Source organism: Massilia alkalitolerans DSM 17462 (assembly GCF_000427785.1).
Lineage (GTDB): Bacteria > Pseudomonadota > Gammaproteobacteria > Burkholderiales > Burkholderiaceae_D > Telluria > Telluria alkalitolerans.
In genome coordinates, this window is the sequence record NZ_ATYR01000003.1 from 123,289 (window position 1) to 138,768 (window position 15,480).

At 65.0% G+C, this 15,480-nt stretch carries 14 protein-coding genes; 7 read left to right on the plus strand and 7 right to left on the minus strand.

The window, feature by feature from the left end; all coding sequences use genetic code 11:
* Positions 1–4 precede the first annotated feature (4 nt).
* The gene (hslO, locus tag YWC_RS0104525; protein WP_027864307.1) at positions 5–955 is read left to right on the plus strand and encodes an Hsp33 family molecular chaperone HslO; all 951 of its coding nucleotides are present in this window, start codon (positions 5–7) and stop codon (positions 953–955) included.
* Positions 956–1,007: 52 nt separating this feature from the next.
* Here the strand turns inward: hslO and YWC_RS31440 are convergent, their stop codons facing one another.
* Complete coding sequence (locus tag YWC_RS31440; protein ID WP_051306220.1) at positions 1,008–1,751, minus strand: hypothetical protein; 744 nt, start codon at positions 1,749–1,751, stop codon at positions 1,008–1,010.
* A gap of 193 nt (positions 1,752–1,944) precedes the next feature.
* Between YWC_RS31440 and YWC_RS28270 the strand changes: the two genes are divergently transcribed.
* Positions 1,945–2,451 carry a Dps family protein gene (locus tag YWC_RS28270; protein ID WP_036213061.1) on the plus strand — a complete coding sequence of 169 codons (507 nt, stop codon included), beginning with the start codon at positions 1,945–1,947 and terminating at the stop codon, positions 2,449–2,451.
* Between the two features lie 65 nt (positions 2,452–2,516).
* On the opposite strand, the gene YWC_RS0104540 is transcribed toward YWC_RS28270, so the two are convergent.
* Positions 2,517–2,792: a hypothetical protein gene (locus YWC_RS0104540; RefSeq protein WP_027864308.1), complete on the minus strand. Its 276-nt coding sequence runs from the start codon at positions 2,790–2,792 to the stop codon at positions 2,517–2,519.
* Between the two features lie 249 nt (positions 2,793–3,041).
* On the opposite strand from YWC_RS0104540, the gene YWC_RS31930 reads away from it, so the two are divergent.
* Complete coding sequence (locus YWC_RS31930; RefSeq protein ID WP_229413005.1) at positions 3,042–3,485, plus strand: PAAR domain-containing protein; 444 nt, start codon at positions 3,042–3,044, stop codon at positions 3,483–3,485.
* Between the two features lie 17 nt (positions 3,486–3,502).
* Here YWC_RS31930 and ftsB read toward each other — a convergent pair whose 3' ends face one another.
* From ftsB to pyrG, 4 genes are all read right to left on the minus strand, one after another.
* A complete protein-coding gene (gene ftsB / locus YWC_RS0104550) occupies positions 3,503–3,847 on the minus strand; it encodes a cell division protein FtsB (protein WP_027864309.1) in 345 nt (114 codons plus the stop codon).
* 69 nt (positions 3,848–3,916) lie between these two features.
* Positions 3,917–5,203, minus strand: coding sequence for a phosphopyruvate hydratase (gene eno / locus YWC_RS0104555; protein ID WP_027864310.1), 1,287 nt, complete (start codon positions 5,201–5,203; stop codon positions 3,917–3,919).
* Between the two features lie 142 nt (positions 5,204–5,345).
* A complete protein-coding gene (gene kdsA, locus YWC_RS0104560; protein ID WP_027864311.1) occupies positions 5,346–6,200 on the minus strand; it encodes a 3-deoxy-8-phosphooctulonate synthase in 855 nt (284 codons plus the stop codon).
* On the minus strand, positions 6,197–7,876 hold the full coding sequence (pyrG, locus tag YWC_RS0104565; protein ID WP_027864312.1) for a CTP synthase: 1,680 nt from the start codon (positions 7,874–7,876) through the stop codon (positions 6,197–6,199). The genes kdsA and pyrG overlap by 4 nt, the downstream gene beginning before the upstream one ends.
* Positions 7,877–8,098: 222 nt before the next feature.
* Between pyrG and YWC_RS28280 the strand changes: the two genes are divergently transcribed.
* The 3 genes from YWC_RS28280 (at position 8,099) to YWC_RS28285 (ending at position 12,042) form a co-directional block, all read left to right on the plus strand.
* Entirely contained in the window at positions 8,099–9,250 is a 1,152-nt protein-coding gene (locus tag YWC_RS28280) for a YjgN family protein (protein WP_169728087.1), read from the plus strand.
* A 9-nt stretch (positions 9,251–9,259) separates the two neighbouring features.
* Complete coding sequence (locus YWC_RS0104575; RefSeq protein ID WP_027864313.1) at positions 9,260–10,306, plus strand: M48 family metallopeptidase; 1,047 nt, start codon at positions 9,260–9,262, stop codon at positions 10,304–10,306.
* Positions 10,307–10,416: 110 nt separating this feature from the next.
* Positions 10,417–12,042, plus strand: coding sequence for a methyl-accepting chemotaxis protein (locus YWC_RS28285; RefSeq protein WP_084416306.1), 1,626 nt, complete (start codon positions 10,417–10,419; stop codon positions 12,040–12,042).
* Positions 12,043–12,110: 68 nt separating this feature from the next.
* On the opposite strand, the gene YWC_RS0104585 is transcribed toward YWC_RS28285, so the two are convergent.
* On the minus strand, positions 12,111–13,439 hold the full coding sequence (locus YWC_RS0104585; protein WP_027864314.1) for an amidohydrolase: 1,329 nt from the start codon (positions 13,437–13,439) through the stop codon (positions 12,111–12,113).
* Positions 13,440–13,750: 311 nt separating this feature from the next.
* On the opposite strand from YWC_RS0104585, the gene YWC_RS0104590 reads away from it, so the two are divergent.
* On the plus strand, positions 13,751–15,454 hold the full coding sequence (locus YWC_RS0104590) for a methyl-accepting chemotaxis protein (RefSeq protein WP_027864315.1): 1,704 nt from the start codon (positions 13,751–13,753) through the stop codon (positions 15,452–15,454).
* Positions 15,455–15,480: the final 26 nt, after the last annotated feature.

Consider the following 15,480-nt stretch of genomic DNA (forward strand, 5'->3'; position numbering starts at 1 on the left):
CAGAATGACAGACACTCGCGACACCCTCCAAAAATTCATCTTCGATAACGCCGCCGTGCGCGGCGAGCTGATCGAGATTTCCGACACCTGGCGCGAAATCCAGGCCCGGCACGCCTACCCGAAGGCGGTGCGCGCCGCCCTCGGCGAAATGGTGGCCGCGTCTGCCCTGCTGTCGGCCAACCTGAAGTTCAACGGCGCCATCGTGATGCAGATCTTCGGCGATGGCCCGGTGCGCCTGCTGGTGGTCGAGTGCGACGCCCAGCTGCGCATCCGCGCCACCGCGAAGCTGGCGCCGGACGCCGAGCTGGCCGACGACGCGACCCTGGAGCAGATGTTCAATGCGCACGGCAAGGGCCGCTTCGTGATCACGCTCGACCCGGTCGACAAGGTGCCGGGCCAGCAGCCCTACCAGGGCGTGGTGCCGCTGATCGGCGACGACATGGCAACCGTCATCGAGAACTACATGCTGCGTTCCGAACAGATGGATACGCGCCTGTGGCTGGCGGCCGACGACCAGGTCTCGCGCGGCCTGCTGCTGCAGAAGCTCCCGCGCCACAGCGGCAAGGACGACCAGCAGAAGCAGGCCTCGGAAGCGGAAGACCTGGAAACCTGGAACCGCGCGGTCATGCTGGGCCAGACCCTCAAGCGCGAGGAACTCCTGAGCACGAACATCGAGACCCTGCTCAAGCGCCTGTTCTGGGAAGAGACGATCCGCGTCTTCGATCCGCAGCACCCGCAGTTCCACTGCAGCTGCACGCGCGAGAAGGTGGGCAACATGCTCAAGATGCTGGGCCAGCCGGAAGTGGAATCGGCGCTGGCCGACCTGGGCGAACTGGGCGTCAACTGCGACTTCTGCGGCAAGCACTACGCCTTCGACAAGGTCGATTGCGCCCAGCTGTTCGCCAGCGACACGCCGGTGGAAACCATGATGCCGGCCAGCGGCAGCATCAACTGAGCGTCGTAGCGGCGCTTTGCGAAGGTGGGCGGCGCTGCCGCCCACTTGTCGTTTACGGCGCAGGGGCCTGCGGCGCCTCGGCAAATTCATACACGACCAGCGCATCGTCGTCCCAGCTCTTGTCGCGCAGCGGCGCCATGTAGGCGGCGCCGTTCAAGTGAAGCGGGAGCCCCGCCTTGCGCTCGCCCGACACGATCATGGCCGAGGCCAGACGCCGCGGTGCGCGGTAGGGATAGGACACCATCGGCAACCTGCACAGACCGCCTGCTGCCACCGCCCCGGCGCGGTACAGCAGCGGAATGTCTTCCTTGCGCACTGCCACGCCGACCTCGCACTCGAGGCGCAGGTCGCCCAGGCGCCGCGCATTCGCCGGCACGCCAGGCGTGCGTACGCGCGGACGCCAGCGGATTTCAGCCTTCTTGCGGTTCGAAACGAGATCGGCCTGTTCGTCGAAAGCCTGCTGGCTGCGCGGCAGCACGAAGCTGCCCTCCTGGTCGAGCGGCAGCGCAATATCGACCGTATCGCCGGCGATGCGCAGCTGCAGGCCGTCGGTGCCGGCCGGCTTGCCGTCCTTCGTCCACAGTTCGAAGCGCAGGTCCGCCTTCGGCGCGAGCGCGCGCTTTTCGTCCCATGCGTCGAGGCCGCGCACCATGCGGCGGTAGGGAAGCAGCTCGGGATCCTTGATGCTGCTGACTTCGACCTTTTCGGTGGGCGGCGCTTCTGGCGACATGCCGTCCTGGGCAAATGCGGGTGCGGCCATCGCCAGCAAGGCGGCGATGATGGAAAGGCGCTTCATGAGGGTCCTTCATTGGCAAGAGGTGCCTGCATTGTAAAGACGGCAGGATTGCCAATGTGCGCAGATTCTCACGCCCCGCATTTGAACCGTGACACTCAAAACACGCATTTTTTGCAGCGGTGCTAAGCTGATGCATCTTTGACAGTGTTGTCATTTCCTTACAAACACTGCACTCACCCACAGGAGAAAAACGATGCACATGGATACCGGAATCAGCACCGAAGACCGCGCCAAGATCGTCGAGTCGCTCTCGACCGTCCTGGGCGACGCGTTCATGCTTTACCTGAAGACCCACAACTTCCACTGGAACGTCACCGGGCCGATGTTCTCGACCCTGCACGTGATGTTCGAGGAGCAGTACACCGAGCAATGGAATGCGCTGGACGAGATCGCCGAACGCATCCGCGCCCTGGGCCATTTCGCCCCTGCCACCTCCAAGCGCTACGTCGAACTGTCGAGCATCAAGGAAGAGCCGGAAGTCCTGTCGGCCAAGGAAATGATCCGCCAGCTGGTCGAAGGCAACGAAATCCTGGTGCGCACCATGCGCCAGGGCGTCAAGGTTGCCGACGACCTGGACGACTTCCCGACCGCCGACATGCTGACCACCCGCATGGAAGTGCACGAAAAGAACGCCTGGATGCTGCGCTCCTTCCTGGAGCAAGGCGCCGGCTCGATGCAGGGCGAGGCTTCGTCGGACTGATGCGAAAATGGCCGCGGTCAGCGACCGCGGCACCTATCAAACCTGGAGTTGGACGCGCCAGGTATTCAACCGCGGCCTGACATGTGCAGGTCGACTACCTTCATGATCTCGAGCGTCAGGTCGAGGTTGAATTCCTCCGCCACCAGGGCGGTCTGCAGTTCATCGCGCGGCATGCCGACGGCCGCTGCCAGGGCGCCGAGGCCGGGCGCCTGCGCCACGGCCTGCATCGCAAGGGTAATGACAGCGCCGTCGCCGTCCTCGAAGGCATCGGCCAGGCAATCGGCGATGGCGTCGAGCGAATCGAGCTCCGCGGGATTCGGAGGGGTGTTTTCTTGGGTCATGCTTGGTTCCATGAAGTCATTCTGGTGATCATACACTGCTGTGCGCCTACCCTGTTTGCATTCCGATACCCCAATTGTGGTAAATGCTCTGTAGTCCCAGTCCTACATGAAAGTTGACTTGAGGAAAGTCAAACACGCCCTAGCCTTGAGGGATTCCAATACGCTTCGCCATATCGAGAGTAAGACCGCGTCGAGCACGTCTGGCAAGCGTGGAAGGATCACTCGCCGGTCACATCCATAGGAGCGTCAATGAAGCGTATGTCCGCAGCGGCAGCAGCGTCGGTCGATCAAGAATGCAATCCCGTACCGGCTCGCCGAAAAATCACGGCCCGTTATCCCATCGCGACGATCGGGTCGCGTACCGTACAAGGCGGGGAGGTCGTCGTGGCCGATAACGTGGTGCACATGGACGGTTTCCGCATCGCCTGCGTCGGCGACCGGGTCCGCTATCCCGACGGCAGCGAAAGCATCATCGTTTCCGGCGCGGGCAATGCGTCCACGTTCGGCGACCGGCCGGTTGCGCTGGTCGGCAGCCACGTCGAGAACGGCGACCGCATCGCCCTGAGCCGGCAGAACATGGCGAAATCGTGCTGTTCGAAGGGGATACGCCGATCAAGGGGCTGCTGCAACCCGGCTACATGCCGGCACGGGGCGGCAGCGAAGCCTGAAGGCGCCGCCGGGCGCTGCCGCTGATACGGGAAAGGCGGAGATCAGCGGCCGCCCTTTTTTTCCTTCGGCGGCGGCGGGGGCGGCGGCACCGTCATCGAGACCGCGGGTTGTTCGTCCTTGCGCAGCACCTGCACGAAGATCTCGTTCTGCTTGATCATGCCCAGTTCGTAGCGGGCACGCTCCTCCACCGCGCCGGTGCCGTCGCGCAGGTCGCGCACTTCCGATTCCAGCTTGGCATTACGCGCTTCCAGCAGCTCGGTCTTGTTGCGGGTCTTGTCGACCTGCTCGCGCATGTCGGCGACGTTCAGCCAGCCACCCTTCCCCAGCCACAGCGGGTATTGAATCAAGAGCAGCAGGACGGCAAGGGCGATGGTGATGAGTCGCATGGACGGCGGTCGCGAAAGACGAAGCCGGACCACCCGCAAGGGCAGTCCGGCCGTGGACTTACTTCAGGTTTACTTCAGATTATAGAATGCGTCGCGGCCCGGGTAGGAAGCGACGTCGCCCAGGTCTTCCTCGATGCGCAGCAGCTGGTTGTACTTGGCCATGCGGTCCGAACGCGACATCGAACCGGTCTTGATCTGCAGGGCGTTCAGGCCGACCGCGATGTCCGCGATGGTCGAGTCTTCGGTCTCACCCGAACGGTGCGAGATCACGGCGGTGTAGCCGGCGCGCTTGGCCATCTCGATGGCGGCGAAGGTCTCGGTCAGGGTGCCGATCTGGTTGATCTTGATGAGGATCGAGTTGGCGATGCCCTTCTGGATGCCCTCTCTAAGGATTTTGGTGTTGGTCACGAACAAATCGTCGCCCACCAGCTGCACCTTCTTGCCCAGGGCGGCGGTGAGCGTCGCCCAGCCTTCCCAGTCGCCTTCGGCCATGGCGTCCTCGATCGAGATGATCGGGTACTTGTCGCACCAGGTGGCCAGCATGTTGGTGAAGTCCTGTGCCGACAGTGCCAGCCCGCCCTCGCCTTCTAGCACGTACTTGCCGTCCTTGTAGAATTCGCTCGCGGCGCAGTCCAGGCCCAGCGCGAAGTCCTGGCCGGCCACGTAGCCGGCCTGCTCGATCGCCTGCATGATCAGCTTGATCGCTTCTTCATGGTTGGCAACCGACGGGGCGAAGCCGCCTTCGTCGCCGACGGCGGTGTTCAGGCCCTGGGAATGCAGGATCTTCTTGAGGGTGTGGAACACTTCGGCGCCCCAGCGGATCGCTTCCTTGAACGACGGTGCGCCGACCGGGATGATCATGAATTCCTGGATGTCCAGGTTGTTGTCGGCGTGGGCGCCGCCGTTGATGACGTTCATCATCGGGACCGGCAGCTGCATCGCGCCCGAACCGCCGAAGTAGCGGTACAGCGGCAGGCCGGCTTCCTCGGCGGCTGCCTTGGCCACGGCCATCGACACGGCCAGCATGGCGTTGGCGCCCAGGCGGCTCTTGTTCTCGGTGCCGTCGAGATCGATCAGGGTGCGGTCCAGGAAGGCTTGCTCATTCGCGTCCAGGCCCATGATCGCTTCGGAGATCTCGGTGTTGATATTCTCGCAGGCCTGCAGCACGCCCTTGCCGAAGTAACGCTTGGGGTCGCCGTCGCGCAGCTCGATCGCTTCGCGCGAACCGGTCGAGGCGCCCGAAGGCACGGCGGCGCGGCCCATCACGCCCGATTCCAGCAGGACGTCGCATTCCACGGTCGGATTACCGCGCGAATCAATGATTTCGCGGCCGATGATATCAACGATAGCACTCATGTTTTTCAGTCTCCGGAAAGGTAAAAATCTGTAGCAGCCGCCTGCTTGGCAAAGCCTTGGCAGCCAAATCGCTTGACATTGTAACAAATGCGCGCGTCCGCCCGGCCGCCGGGCGCACGCGCGCATTTTGCTGATGCTGTGCTTACTTGAAGTCCGCTTCCAGGAAGCCGGTCTTCTTGACGATGCGGTCGAGCTCGACCAGGGTCGTCAGCAGTTCCTTCATGCGGCCGAGCGGAACCGCGTTCGGGCCGTCCGACATGGCGTTGGCCGGGTCCGGATGGGTCTCCATGAACAGGCCCGCGATGCCGGCCGCCACGGCCGCGCGCGACAGCACCGGCACATGTTCGCGCTGGCCGCCGGACGAGGTGCCCTGGCCGCCCGGCAGCTGCACCGAGTGGGTCGCGTCGAACACCACCGGGCAGTTCGATTCGCGCATGATGGCCAGGGAACGCATGTCCGAGACCAGGTTGTTGTAGCCGAACGAGACGCCGCGTTCGCAGGCCATGAAGTTATCTTCCGGCAGGCCCGCTTCGCGCGCGGCGGCGCGTGCCTTGTCGATCACGTTCTTCATGTCGCCCGGGGCCAGGAACTGGCCCTTCTTGATGTTGACCGGCTTGCCCGAACGCGCGCAGGCGTTGATGAAGTCGGTCTGGCGGCACAGGAAGGCCGGCGTCTGCAGCACATCGACCACGCTGGCCACCTGCGGGATCATCTCTTCGTCGTGCACGTCGGTGAGCACGGGCACGCCGATTTCCTTGCGCACGTCGGCCAGGATTTCCAGGCCCTTCTCCATGCCGGGGCCGCGGAAGGACTTGCCGGACGAGCGGTTGGCCTTATCAAAAGAAGACTTGTAGATGAAGGGGATGCCCAGCGCGCTGGTGATTTCCTTCAGCGTACCGGCGGTGTCGAGCGCCATCTGGCGCGATTCGATCACGCAGGTACCGGCGATCAGGAAGATCGGCTTGTCGAGGCCGACGTCGAATCCGGCGAGTTTCATGCTGCGTCTCCTTGCAGTGCCGGCGAGCTGTTCGCCGCCACGTTGGTGTTGCCCGCCTGGTGCTTCAGGGCGGCCTGGATGAACGAGGTAAACAGCGGGTGGCCGTTACGCGGGGTCGACTTGAACTCCGGGTGGAACTGCACGCCGATGTAGAAGGGGTGCACCTCGCGCGGCAGCTCCATGATTTCCAGCAGGTCTTCGTTCGGGGTGCGTGCCGACACCACCAGGCCGGCCGCTTCGATCTTCGGCAGGTAGTAGTTGTTGCCTTCGTAACGGTGGCGGTGGCGCTCGGTCACGACGTTGCCGTAGATCTCGGCGGCCAGGGTGCCCGGGTTCACGGCGCAGGTCTGCGCGCCCAGGCGCATGGTGCCGCCCAGGTCGGAGTTGACGTCGCGCTTCTCGACCTTGCCGTCGTGGTTCTGCCATTCGGTGATCAGGGCGACCACCGGCTGGTCGGTTTCCGCATCGAACTCGGTCGAGTTGGCGTTCGGCAGGCCGGCCATGTTGCGCGCGTATTCGATCAGCGCGACCTGCATGCCCAGGCAGATGCCGAGGTAAGGAATCTTGTTTTCGCGCGCATAACGGGCGGCCAGGATCTTGCCTTCCACGCCGCGCTTGCCGAAGCCACCCGGGACCAGGATGGCGTCGTACTTGGCCAGGTGGTCGCAACCCTTGCTTTCGATTTCTTCCGAGTCGAGGTATTCGATGTTGACGCGGCTCTCGGTATGGATGCCGGCGTGGCGCAGCGCCTCGGTCAGCGACTTGTACGATTCGATCAGGTCGACGTACTTGCCCACCATGCCGATGGTGATCTCGTGCTTCGGGTTTTCCAGCGTGTGGATCAGCTTGGTCCACATCGACAGGTCGGCTTTCGGCGCTTCCAGGCCGAGCGCTTCCAGGATGATGTCGTCCAGGCCCTGGTCGTGCAGCACCTGCGGCACCTTGTAGATGGTGTCCACGTCCCACACCGAGATCACGGCCTGCTCTTCCACGTTGGCGAACAGCGAGATCTTGCCGCGCTCGTCGTCGGGGATGCGGCGGTCGGCGCGGCACAGCAGCGCGTTCGGCGAGATGCCGATCTCGCGCAGCTTCTGCACCGAGTGCTGGGTCGGCTTGGTCTTCAGTTCGCCGGCCGAGGCAATCCAGGGGACCAGGGTCAGGTGCACGAACGCGGCGCCCTTGCGGCCCGAGCGCAGCGACAGCTGGCGCGCGGCTTCCAGGAAGGGCAGCGACTCGATGTCGCCGACGGTGCCGCCGATCTCGACCAGCGCCACGTCCACGCCTTCGGCGCCGCGGCGGATGTAGTCCTGGATTTCATTGGTGATGTGCGGGATCACCTGCACGGTCTTGCCGAGGTACTCGCCGCGGCGCTCTTTACGAATCACCGACTCGTAGATCTGGCCCGTGGTGAAGTTGTTCACCTTCTTCATGCGGGTGCTGATGAAGCGCTCGTAGTGGCCCAGGTCCAGGTCGGTCTCGGCGCCGTCGTCGGTGACGAACACTTCGCCGTGCTGGGTGGGGCTCATGGTGCCCGGGTCCACGTTGATGTACGGGTCGAGCTTGAGCAGGGTGACTTTGAGGCCGCGCGATTCGAGGATCGCGGCGAGGGAAGCGGCTGCGATCCCCTTGCCCAGGGAAGACACGACGCCGCCAGTGACGAATACGAATTTGGTCATTTGTACTGAAGGTGCCGAATGGCACGCGCGGGAAATAGAAATTATACCTTAAACCGCGCAAATACTTCTGGTCACCATGCCAATGCCGCGGCAAAAGGCGCGTTTGGATGCCATTGCCGGAGAAAAACGCGGCATCTGCAAAACGCCAGGGATCGAGAATATGCCCCATCAATTGACCGACCGGCAGGGGTGCTGCCTATACTGGGATTTTTTGGCCGACCCATGCATACATTGACCGACCCGCCCGCCGGCGCGGCCGTCTTGTCCGACACCGGAACGCTTGCCGCGCCGCCGCAGCCGCGCACCCTGGCGCTGAGCTTTACCGGCGACGGCCGCGAATACTTCCGCATCTGGGTCGTCAACCTGCTGCTCACGCTGGCTACCTTCGGCATCTACTCGGCCTGGGCCAAGGTGCGCCGGCTGCAGTATTTCGACCGCAATACGGTCCTGGCCGGGGCCAGCTTCGATTTTCATGGCAATCCGAAGGCCGTGCTGGCCGGGCGCGCGCTGTCGGTCGTGCTGCTGGTGGCTTACCACTACGCCTTCGGCTTCTCGACCACCTTCGGGGTGATGGTGATCGTCGGCCTGCTGCTCGCCTTCCCTTACCTGATGCGCGGCGCCCTGCGCTTTCGCCTCGGGAACACCAGCTACCGCGGCCTGCGCCTGGGTTTCGATGGATCGGTGGGCCAGGCCTACCTGGCCTGGCTGCCGCCTGCGCTCGCGGTGGTTCTGCCTGGCACCATGCTGGCCCTGTATCCGGAAAAACCCTTGCTGGAAGTGCTCGTGCTGCCGCTTTACCTGGCATGGCCGCTGATGCATGCCCGTATCCGGCACTTCCAGCACGCCCACCTGCTGTTCGGCGACCAGCATTCCCAGTACGAGGTCAAGGCGCGCCGCTTCTACCGTTTCTACCTGGTCTCCAGTGGACTCGTCGTGGTGGTCACCATCGCCGCATTCGCGGCGGTCCGGCTCGCCGGCAACGCCGCCGGGAGCGACGACCGCACGTCCGCCATGGCCGGCTACCTCATCGGCATCGTCATGCTGTACCTGTTCTACCTGCTGACCATCCCCTACATGATGGTGCGGGTGTCGAACCTGGCCTGGTCGAACACCCGCTTCCCCGGCATCCGCTTCCGCTCCACCCTGCCGGCGCGCGCCTTCATGAAGCTGCAGACCAGGAATGCCCTGCTTACCGTGCTGAGCCTGGGCTTGTACCGCCCCTTCGCCGTCGTCAACGTCTACCGTTTCCGGCTGGCGCACCTGCACATCGACGTCGACGTCGACATCGAGGCCGCCTGCGCCCGTGTGGCGCCTCGTGGCGGCGCGGCCGGCGACAGCGTCGCCGACGGCTTCGGCATCGACCTCAGCTGGTAGAAAGACATCATGAGCGCAACACACTATTTCGATGGCCGCAGTGCACGCCTGCACGTGGTCGAGCTGAGCGCAGGCGATGGCGCCATCCACCTGTGCGGCGAGGCCACGCGCAGCTACCCGGCGTCCAGCACGCGCCTGGCCGAACCTTTCCGGCGCGCTCCGGCCGTGCTCTATTTCGAGGACGGCGGCCGGGCCGAGGTCCATGACCCGGCCATGCGCACGGTGCTGGCCGAGGCGCTCGGCTACCGCAAGTCCTGGGTGGTGCGCTGGCAGGAGCACGCCGCCGCCGCGCTGCTGGCCCTGGTCCTGCTGGTGGGCCTGATCGCGTCAGGATGGCATTGGGGCATTCCGGCGGTGGCCGATCGCCTGGCGAGCCGGGTTCCGCGATCGGCCGACCAGGCGCTCGGACGGAATGCCCTGGACCTGCTCGAGCGCCAGGGCATCCTCAAGCCTTCGCGCCTGAGCGAGGACCGCATCGCGGCACTGTCCGCCATCCTGCAGCGGGTCCAGCCTGACGCGCCGCGCATCCCGCTGCGCCTGCGGGTGTACGCCGCTCCCGAACTCGGTCCGAACGCATTGGCCTTCCCCGACGGGACCATTGTCGTCACCGACGAGATCGTGCGCGCGGTGATGGGCAGCTCCAACGACTTCGATGCAGAGGCGGCGGCGGCGCTGGCCGGCGTGCTGGCGCACGAGGTTGGCCACATCGAGCAGCGCCACAGCGTGCACACGCTCACGCGCTCGTCGCTCACGGCGGCGTTGTCGGCCACGCTGTTCGGCGATTTCAGCGCGGTTGCCGCCGGCCTGCCGGCCGTCGTGAGCAACATGGAGTATTCGCGCGCGATGGAACTGGCCGCGGACGACTACGCAGTCGAGGCGCTGCACACGCGCGGCATCCCAGTGAGACCGCTGGCCGACCTGTTCGACCTTCTCGAGGCGCGGGCCGACAAGACACCGGCATTCCTGCGCCGGGCGATGTCGTATGCGTCCTCTCATCCCGACGCCTACGCCCGCAGCCAGCGCCTGCGCAAGTCGGCGACCGGACAGGGGAAGTAACTGTTGTAAATCATCTATAAAGCCGAGGCCGCGTAAAGATAAAGCATGCATGCCTGTTACAAATGGGCAATAATTGTTGCTTTCCATTGGTATGTTTGGCAGAGTCAGTTATGCGCACTTTTAATAATCTCGGCATCGGCATCCGCCTGACCGTCGGCTTTACCCTCACCCTCGTCATGGCGGTCCTCATCGCCGGCTCCGGCATGTGGCGCCTCGAACAGGTCTCCAGCGCCGCCCGCGACACCTTGGCAGCGCCGCTCACCAAGGAACGGCTGATCGCCGAGTGGTATACCCAGATTTTCGCTGCCGTGCGCCGCACCGCTGCCATCGTCAAGAGTAGCGATCCCTCGTTGACCGCCTATTTCAAGGAAGACGCCGCAGCCACCGCCAAGACCTCCGCCGACCTGGTCAAGCAGATCGAACCGCTGATCGCGGGCGAGCAGGAAAGCGCCCTGTTCAAGCGCATCACCGAGCAGCGCAAGCTGTACGGCGCGGCGCGCGACAACGCCGTCAAGGCCAAGGCCGAGGGCAACCAGGAGCTGGCCGACCAGATCCTGGAACAGTCCTTTACCCCGGCCGCCAAGGCCTACCAGGAATCGATCAACGAACTGGTCGCGATGCAGCGCGACCACATCACCGCCACCGCCGCCGGCATCGATGCGACCGCCACCCGCGGCCAGATGATCATCGCCGGCCTGACGGCGGGCGCCGTGCTGCTCGGCGCGCTGTTCTCGTGGATGCTCACGCGCGGCATCACGCGCCCGATCCGCGCCGCCGTGCAGGCCGCCGAGACCGTGGCCGGGGGCGACCTGAGCAGCCGCATCGACGCCGACACGAACGACGAGACCGGCGCCCTGCTGCGCGCCCTCGGCCACATGAACGACAGCCTGGTCAAGATCGTCAGCGAGGTGCGCAGCGGCACCGACACCATCGCCACCGCGTCCGGCGAGATCAGCGCCGGCAGTCTCGACCTGTCGAGCCGCACCGAACAGCAAGCGGCTTCGCTGGAAGAAACCGCGGCCTCGATGGAAGAGCTCACGGGGACCGTGCGCCAGAACGCCGACAACGCGCGCCAGGCCAACCAGCTGGCGATCACCGCGTCGAAGGTCGCCCTCGATGCCGGCAGCGTGGTAGACCAGGTCATCACCACCATGGGCTCGATCAACGACTCCTCGAAGAAGATCGTCGACATCATCGGCGTGATCGACGGCATCGCCTTCCAGACCAACATCCTGGCCCTGAACGCAGCCGTGGAAGCGGCGCGCGCCGGCGAGCAGGGCCGCGGCTTCGCGGTGGTGGCTTCCGAAGTGCGCACCCTGGCACAGCGCTCGGCGGCGGCCGCCAAGGAGATCAAGACTTTGATCGGCGCCTCGGTCGAGAAGGTCGAAGCCGGCACCAGGCTGGTGGACCAGACCGGCGACACCATGGAGCAAGTGGTCACTTCGATCCGCCGCGTCACCGACATCATGGCCGAGATCGCGTCGGCCAGCCAGGAACAGATCCACGGCATCGAGCAAGTCAACCAGGCCATCGGCCTGATGGACGAATCGACCCAGCAGAACGCCGCGCTGGTGGAGGAATCGGCGGCCGCCGCGGGCGCCCTGCAGGACCAGGCCGCACGCCTGGCCGGCATGGTGAACGTGTTCAGGCTCGAGGCGCAGGCGAGCACACCGGCGACGCCGGCACCCCGTTCGCTCGCAGGCGGCGCAGGAATCGGAAAACTTCTGATTTCCTGACCATTTGGTAAAAAAAGGCCGGGCCCTGTGCATGACAGGGCCCGGCCTTTTCATTTGCTACGCAGGGATTACTTCGCGCCCGGCTTCATCAGGTCGAGCAGCACCGCGGTTTCGGCCGCGATGAAGGAAGTCACGGTCGGCTTGAAGTCCGGCGCCCACTGCGGCGAGTGGGTGCCCGGCGGGTACTTGCCGGCCTGGCGCGCTGCGGCCAGCTTGCCCGGCTCCACGGCGCCGACGTGCAGCAGGATCGCCTTGACGCCGGCCTGGCCGTAGTGGGCGAAGTCTTCCGAAGTCATCTTGGCCGGCATCTCGCTGATGTTCTGCTCGCCGATGGCGCCCTTGATCGCGGCGACGGCGCGCGCGGTCAGTTCCGGATCGTTGAACACCGGGAAGGGGCCCGGCTTGATGTCGATGGTCGGCTCCTTCGGTGCGCCGGCCGCGATGGCTTCGCCCTTCACTTCGCGGGCGATGCTGGCCAGCACGCGCTGGCGCACTTCCGGACGGAAGGTACGCACCGTGAGCATCAGCTTGACCTGGTCCGGCACCACGTTGGCCTGGGTGCCGCCGTTGATGCTGCCGACGGTGATCACGACCGGGTCGGCCGGGTTGTTCTCGCGCGAGACCAGGGTCTGCAGCGCCATCACGATACGCGCCGACATCACGACCGGGTCGCGGGTCTCGTGCGGGGTGGCGCCATGGCCGCCCTGGCCATGGATGGTGATGGTGACCGTATCGGCCGAAGCGCGGAACGGGCCGGCGCGGTAGCCCACGTGGCCGGCCGGCAGCGTGCCTTCGTCGTGCATCGACAGCGCGTAGTCAGGCTTCGGGAAGCGCGTGAACAGGCCGTCCTTGAGCATGGCGAGGGCGCCGGTCAGCGGCTCTTCGGCCGGCTGGCCGACCAGCATCAGGGTGCCGCTCCAGGCCTTGCGGTTGTCCGCCATCAGCTTGGCGGTGGCGTACCAGGCCGACATGTGGACGTCGTGGCCGCAAGCGTGCATGGTCGACACGGTTTCGCCGGCCGCGTTCTTCTGGGTGTGGGCGCTGGCGAACGGCAGGCCGGTCTTTTCCTGGACCGGCAGGCCGTCCATTTCGGTACGCAGCATCACGGTCGGGCCGGGGCCGTTCTTCAGGATCGCCACCACGCCGGTGCCGCCGACGCCGGTAGTCACGTCGAAGCCCAGCGCCTTGGCGCGCTCGGCGAGCTTCTTCGCGGTCTGGTGTTCCTGGAAGGCCAGTTCCGGCGTGCGGTGCAGGTCCTGGTACAGGGCTTCGACCGACGGGAACATCTTGTCGAGCTGGGCGCGCATTTCCGGCGGCAAGCCGGCGGCGTGGGCGGAACTGGCGGCGAAGGCACCGGCCAGCAGGAGTTGTCGGATGAGACGGGCGGATTGTTTCATGAATCTCCTCGAAAAACGGGGGAACGAAGGCGACTCCGATGGACTGTACTGGCAATCATCGGGGCCGGAACCGTAACAGACGAATTTCCATGCAGCAATATTTAACAATTAACATAGGTAGTTCTACGTAATAAAAGTGTCGTAAAAATTTCTCAATTTCATTTTTTATTTCTACAGAGAATTGATTTACACGTAGAATCCGTCCCTCAAGTGATGTCGGACTATTCCTACGCGCCGCACGTGCCACGCCTTTAACGTCGCCTGCAGCCGCCGGCGTTCACGCCACCCTCGAATACCACAAGGACGCTGTAATGGGTTTCATCTCGAATATTCGCATTGGACGACGCCTGGGTCTCGGCTTTGCCGTGATCCTGGCGATGACGCTTCTGATCGCCGTGGCCGGCATCTCGCGCATGAACGACGTGGCGGCATCGACCCGCGACATGATGGCGGCGCCCCTGACCAAGGAGCGCCTGATCACCGACTGGTACAGCCTGAATTTCGCCTCGATCCGCCGTACCGCCGCGATCGTCAAGAGCGCCGACCCGGAACTCGGCCCCTACTTCAAGGAAGACGCGGCCGCCTCGGTCAAGAAGGCCGCCGAACTGCTCAAGCAGATCGAGCCGCTGATCGCAGGCGAGAAGGAAAAGGCGCTGTTCGCCAAGATCCTGGAACAGCGCAAGACCTACAGCGCCTCGCGCGATGGCGCAGTCAAGGCCAAGGCCGACGGCAATGCCGAGGAAGCCGCGCGCATCCTCGAGCAGGGCTTCACGCCGGCGGCGCAGAAGTACCAGGACCTGCTGCAGGAGCTGGTGCTCATGCAGCGCAACAGCATCGACCAGACCGCCAAGGCGATCGACGAGAGCGCACGTTACAACAGCACCGTCATCAGCGTGCTGGCCGCCGGCGCGGTGCTGCTCGGCGCCGCCCTGTCGTGGCTGCTCACCACCGGCATCACCCGCCCGATCCATGCTGCCGTGCAGGCTGCCGAGACCGTCGCTGCGGGCGACCTGACCGCCCGCATCGACGCCGACACGAAGGACGAAACCGGCGCCCTGCTGCGTGCCCTGCGCAACATGAACGACAGCCTGGTGAAGATCGTCAGCGAAGTGCGCAGCGGCACCGACACCATCGCCACCGGCTCGGCCGAAATCTCGGCCGGCAACTTCGACTTGTCGGCACGTACCGAACAGCAGGCCGGCGCGCTGGAGGAAACCGCGGCGTCGATGGAAGAACTGACCACCACGGTGCGCCAGAACGCCGACAATGCGCGCCAGGCCAACCAGCTGGCGATCACCGCGTCCAGCGTGGCCCTCGATGCCGGCAACGTGGTGGACCAGGTCATCACTACCATGGGTTCGATCAACGACTCCTCGAAGAAGATCGTCGACATCATCGGCGTGATCGACGGCATCGCCTTCCAGACCAACATCCTGGCCCTGAACGCAGCCGTGGAAGCGGCGCGCGCCGGCGAACAGGGCCGCGGCTTCGCGGTGGTGGCCTCGGAAGTGCGCACCCTGGCCCAGCGCTCGGCGGCTGCCGCCAAGGAGATCAAGACCCTGATCGGCGACTCGGTCGAGAAGGTCGAAGCCGGCACCAGGCTGGTGGACCAGACCGGCGACACCATGGAGCAAGTGGTCACCTCGATCCGCCGCGTCACCGACATCATGGCCGAGATCGCATCGGCCAGCCAGGAACAGACCGGCGGCATCGAGCAGGTCAACCAGGCCATCGGCCAGATGGACCAGGTAACCCAGCAGAACGCTGCGCTGGTCGAAGAGTCGGCGGCCGCAGCGGCCTCGATGCAGGACCAGGCGGCTCGCCTGGCCCAGGTGGTCGGCGTGTTCAAGCTGGACGTCCAGGCTGCGACCGCAAGCGCCAGCCCGGCCGCCCCGGTGCGCACGCTGGCACTGGCGACCAAGCCGGCCAAGCCGGCCGCGCGGACAGCCAAGCCGGCGCCGGCGCGTCCCCGCGCCAGCGCACGCGCCGAAGCCGATGAATGGGAAACCTTCTAAGCCTGCTGCATACGGATGAAACGCCC

Excerpts from the sequence above, each read along its gene's own strand:
- ftsB (WP_027864309.1), bottom strand. The coding sequence starts at position 3,847 with ATGCGACTCATCACCATCGCCCTTGCCGTCCTGCTGCTCTTGATTCAA.
- YWC_RS28270 (WP_036213061.1), top strand. The coding sequence starts at position 1,945 with ATGCACATGGATACCGGAATCAGCACCGAAGACCGCGCCAAGATCGTC.
- YWC_RS0104585 (WP_027864314.1), bottom strand. The coding sequence starts at position 13,439 with ATGAAACAATCCGCCCGTCTCATCCGACAACTCCTGCTGGCCGGTGCC.
- hslO (WP_027864307.1), top strand. The coding sequence starts at position 5 with ATGACAGACACTCGCGACACCCTCCAAAAATTCATCTTCGATAACGCC.
- eno (WP_027864310.1), bottom strand. The coding sequence starts at position 5,203 with ATGAGTGCTATCGTTGATATCATCGGCCGCGAAATCATTGATTCGCGC.
- YWC_RS31930 (WP_229413005.1), top strand. The coding sequence starts at position 3,042 with ATGAAGCGTATGTCCGCAGCGGCAGCAGCGTCGGTCGATCAAGAATGC.
- YWC_RS0104575 (WP_027864313.1), top strand. The coding sequence starts at position 9,260 with ATGAGCGCAACACACTATTTCGATGGCCGCAGTGCACGCCTGCACGTG.
- YWC_RS31440 (WP_051306220.1), bottom strand. The coding sequence starts at position 1,751 with ATGAAGCGCCTTTCCATCATCGCCGCCTTGCTGGCGATGGCCGCACCC.
- pyrG (WP_027864312.1), bottom strand. The coding sequence starts at position 7,876 with ATGACCAAATTCGTATTCGTCACTGGCGGCGTCGTGTCTTCCCTGGGC.
- YWC_RS0104590 (WP_027864315.1), top strand. The coding sequence starts at position 13,751 with ATGGGTTTCATCTCGAATATTCGCATTGGACGACGCCTGGGTCTCGGC.
- YWC_RS28285 (WP_084416306.1), top strand. The coding sequence starts at position 10,417 with ATGCGCACTTTTAATAATCTCGGCATCGGCATCCGCCTGACCGTCGGC.
- YWC_RS28280 (WP_169728087.1), top strand. The coding sequence starts at position 8,099 with ATGCATACATTGACCGACCCGCCCGCCGGCGCGGCCGTCTTGTCCGAC.
- YWC_RS0104540 (WP_027864308.1), bottom strand. The coding sequence starts at position 2,792 with ATGACCCAAGAAAACACCCCTCCGAATCCCGCGGAGCTCGATTCGCTC.
- kdsA (WP_027864311.1), bottom strand. The coding sequence starts at position 6,200 with ATGAAACTCGCCGGATTCGACGTCGGCCTCGACAAGCCGATCTTCCTG.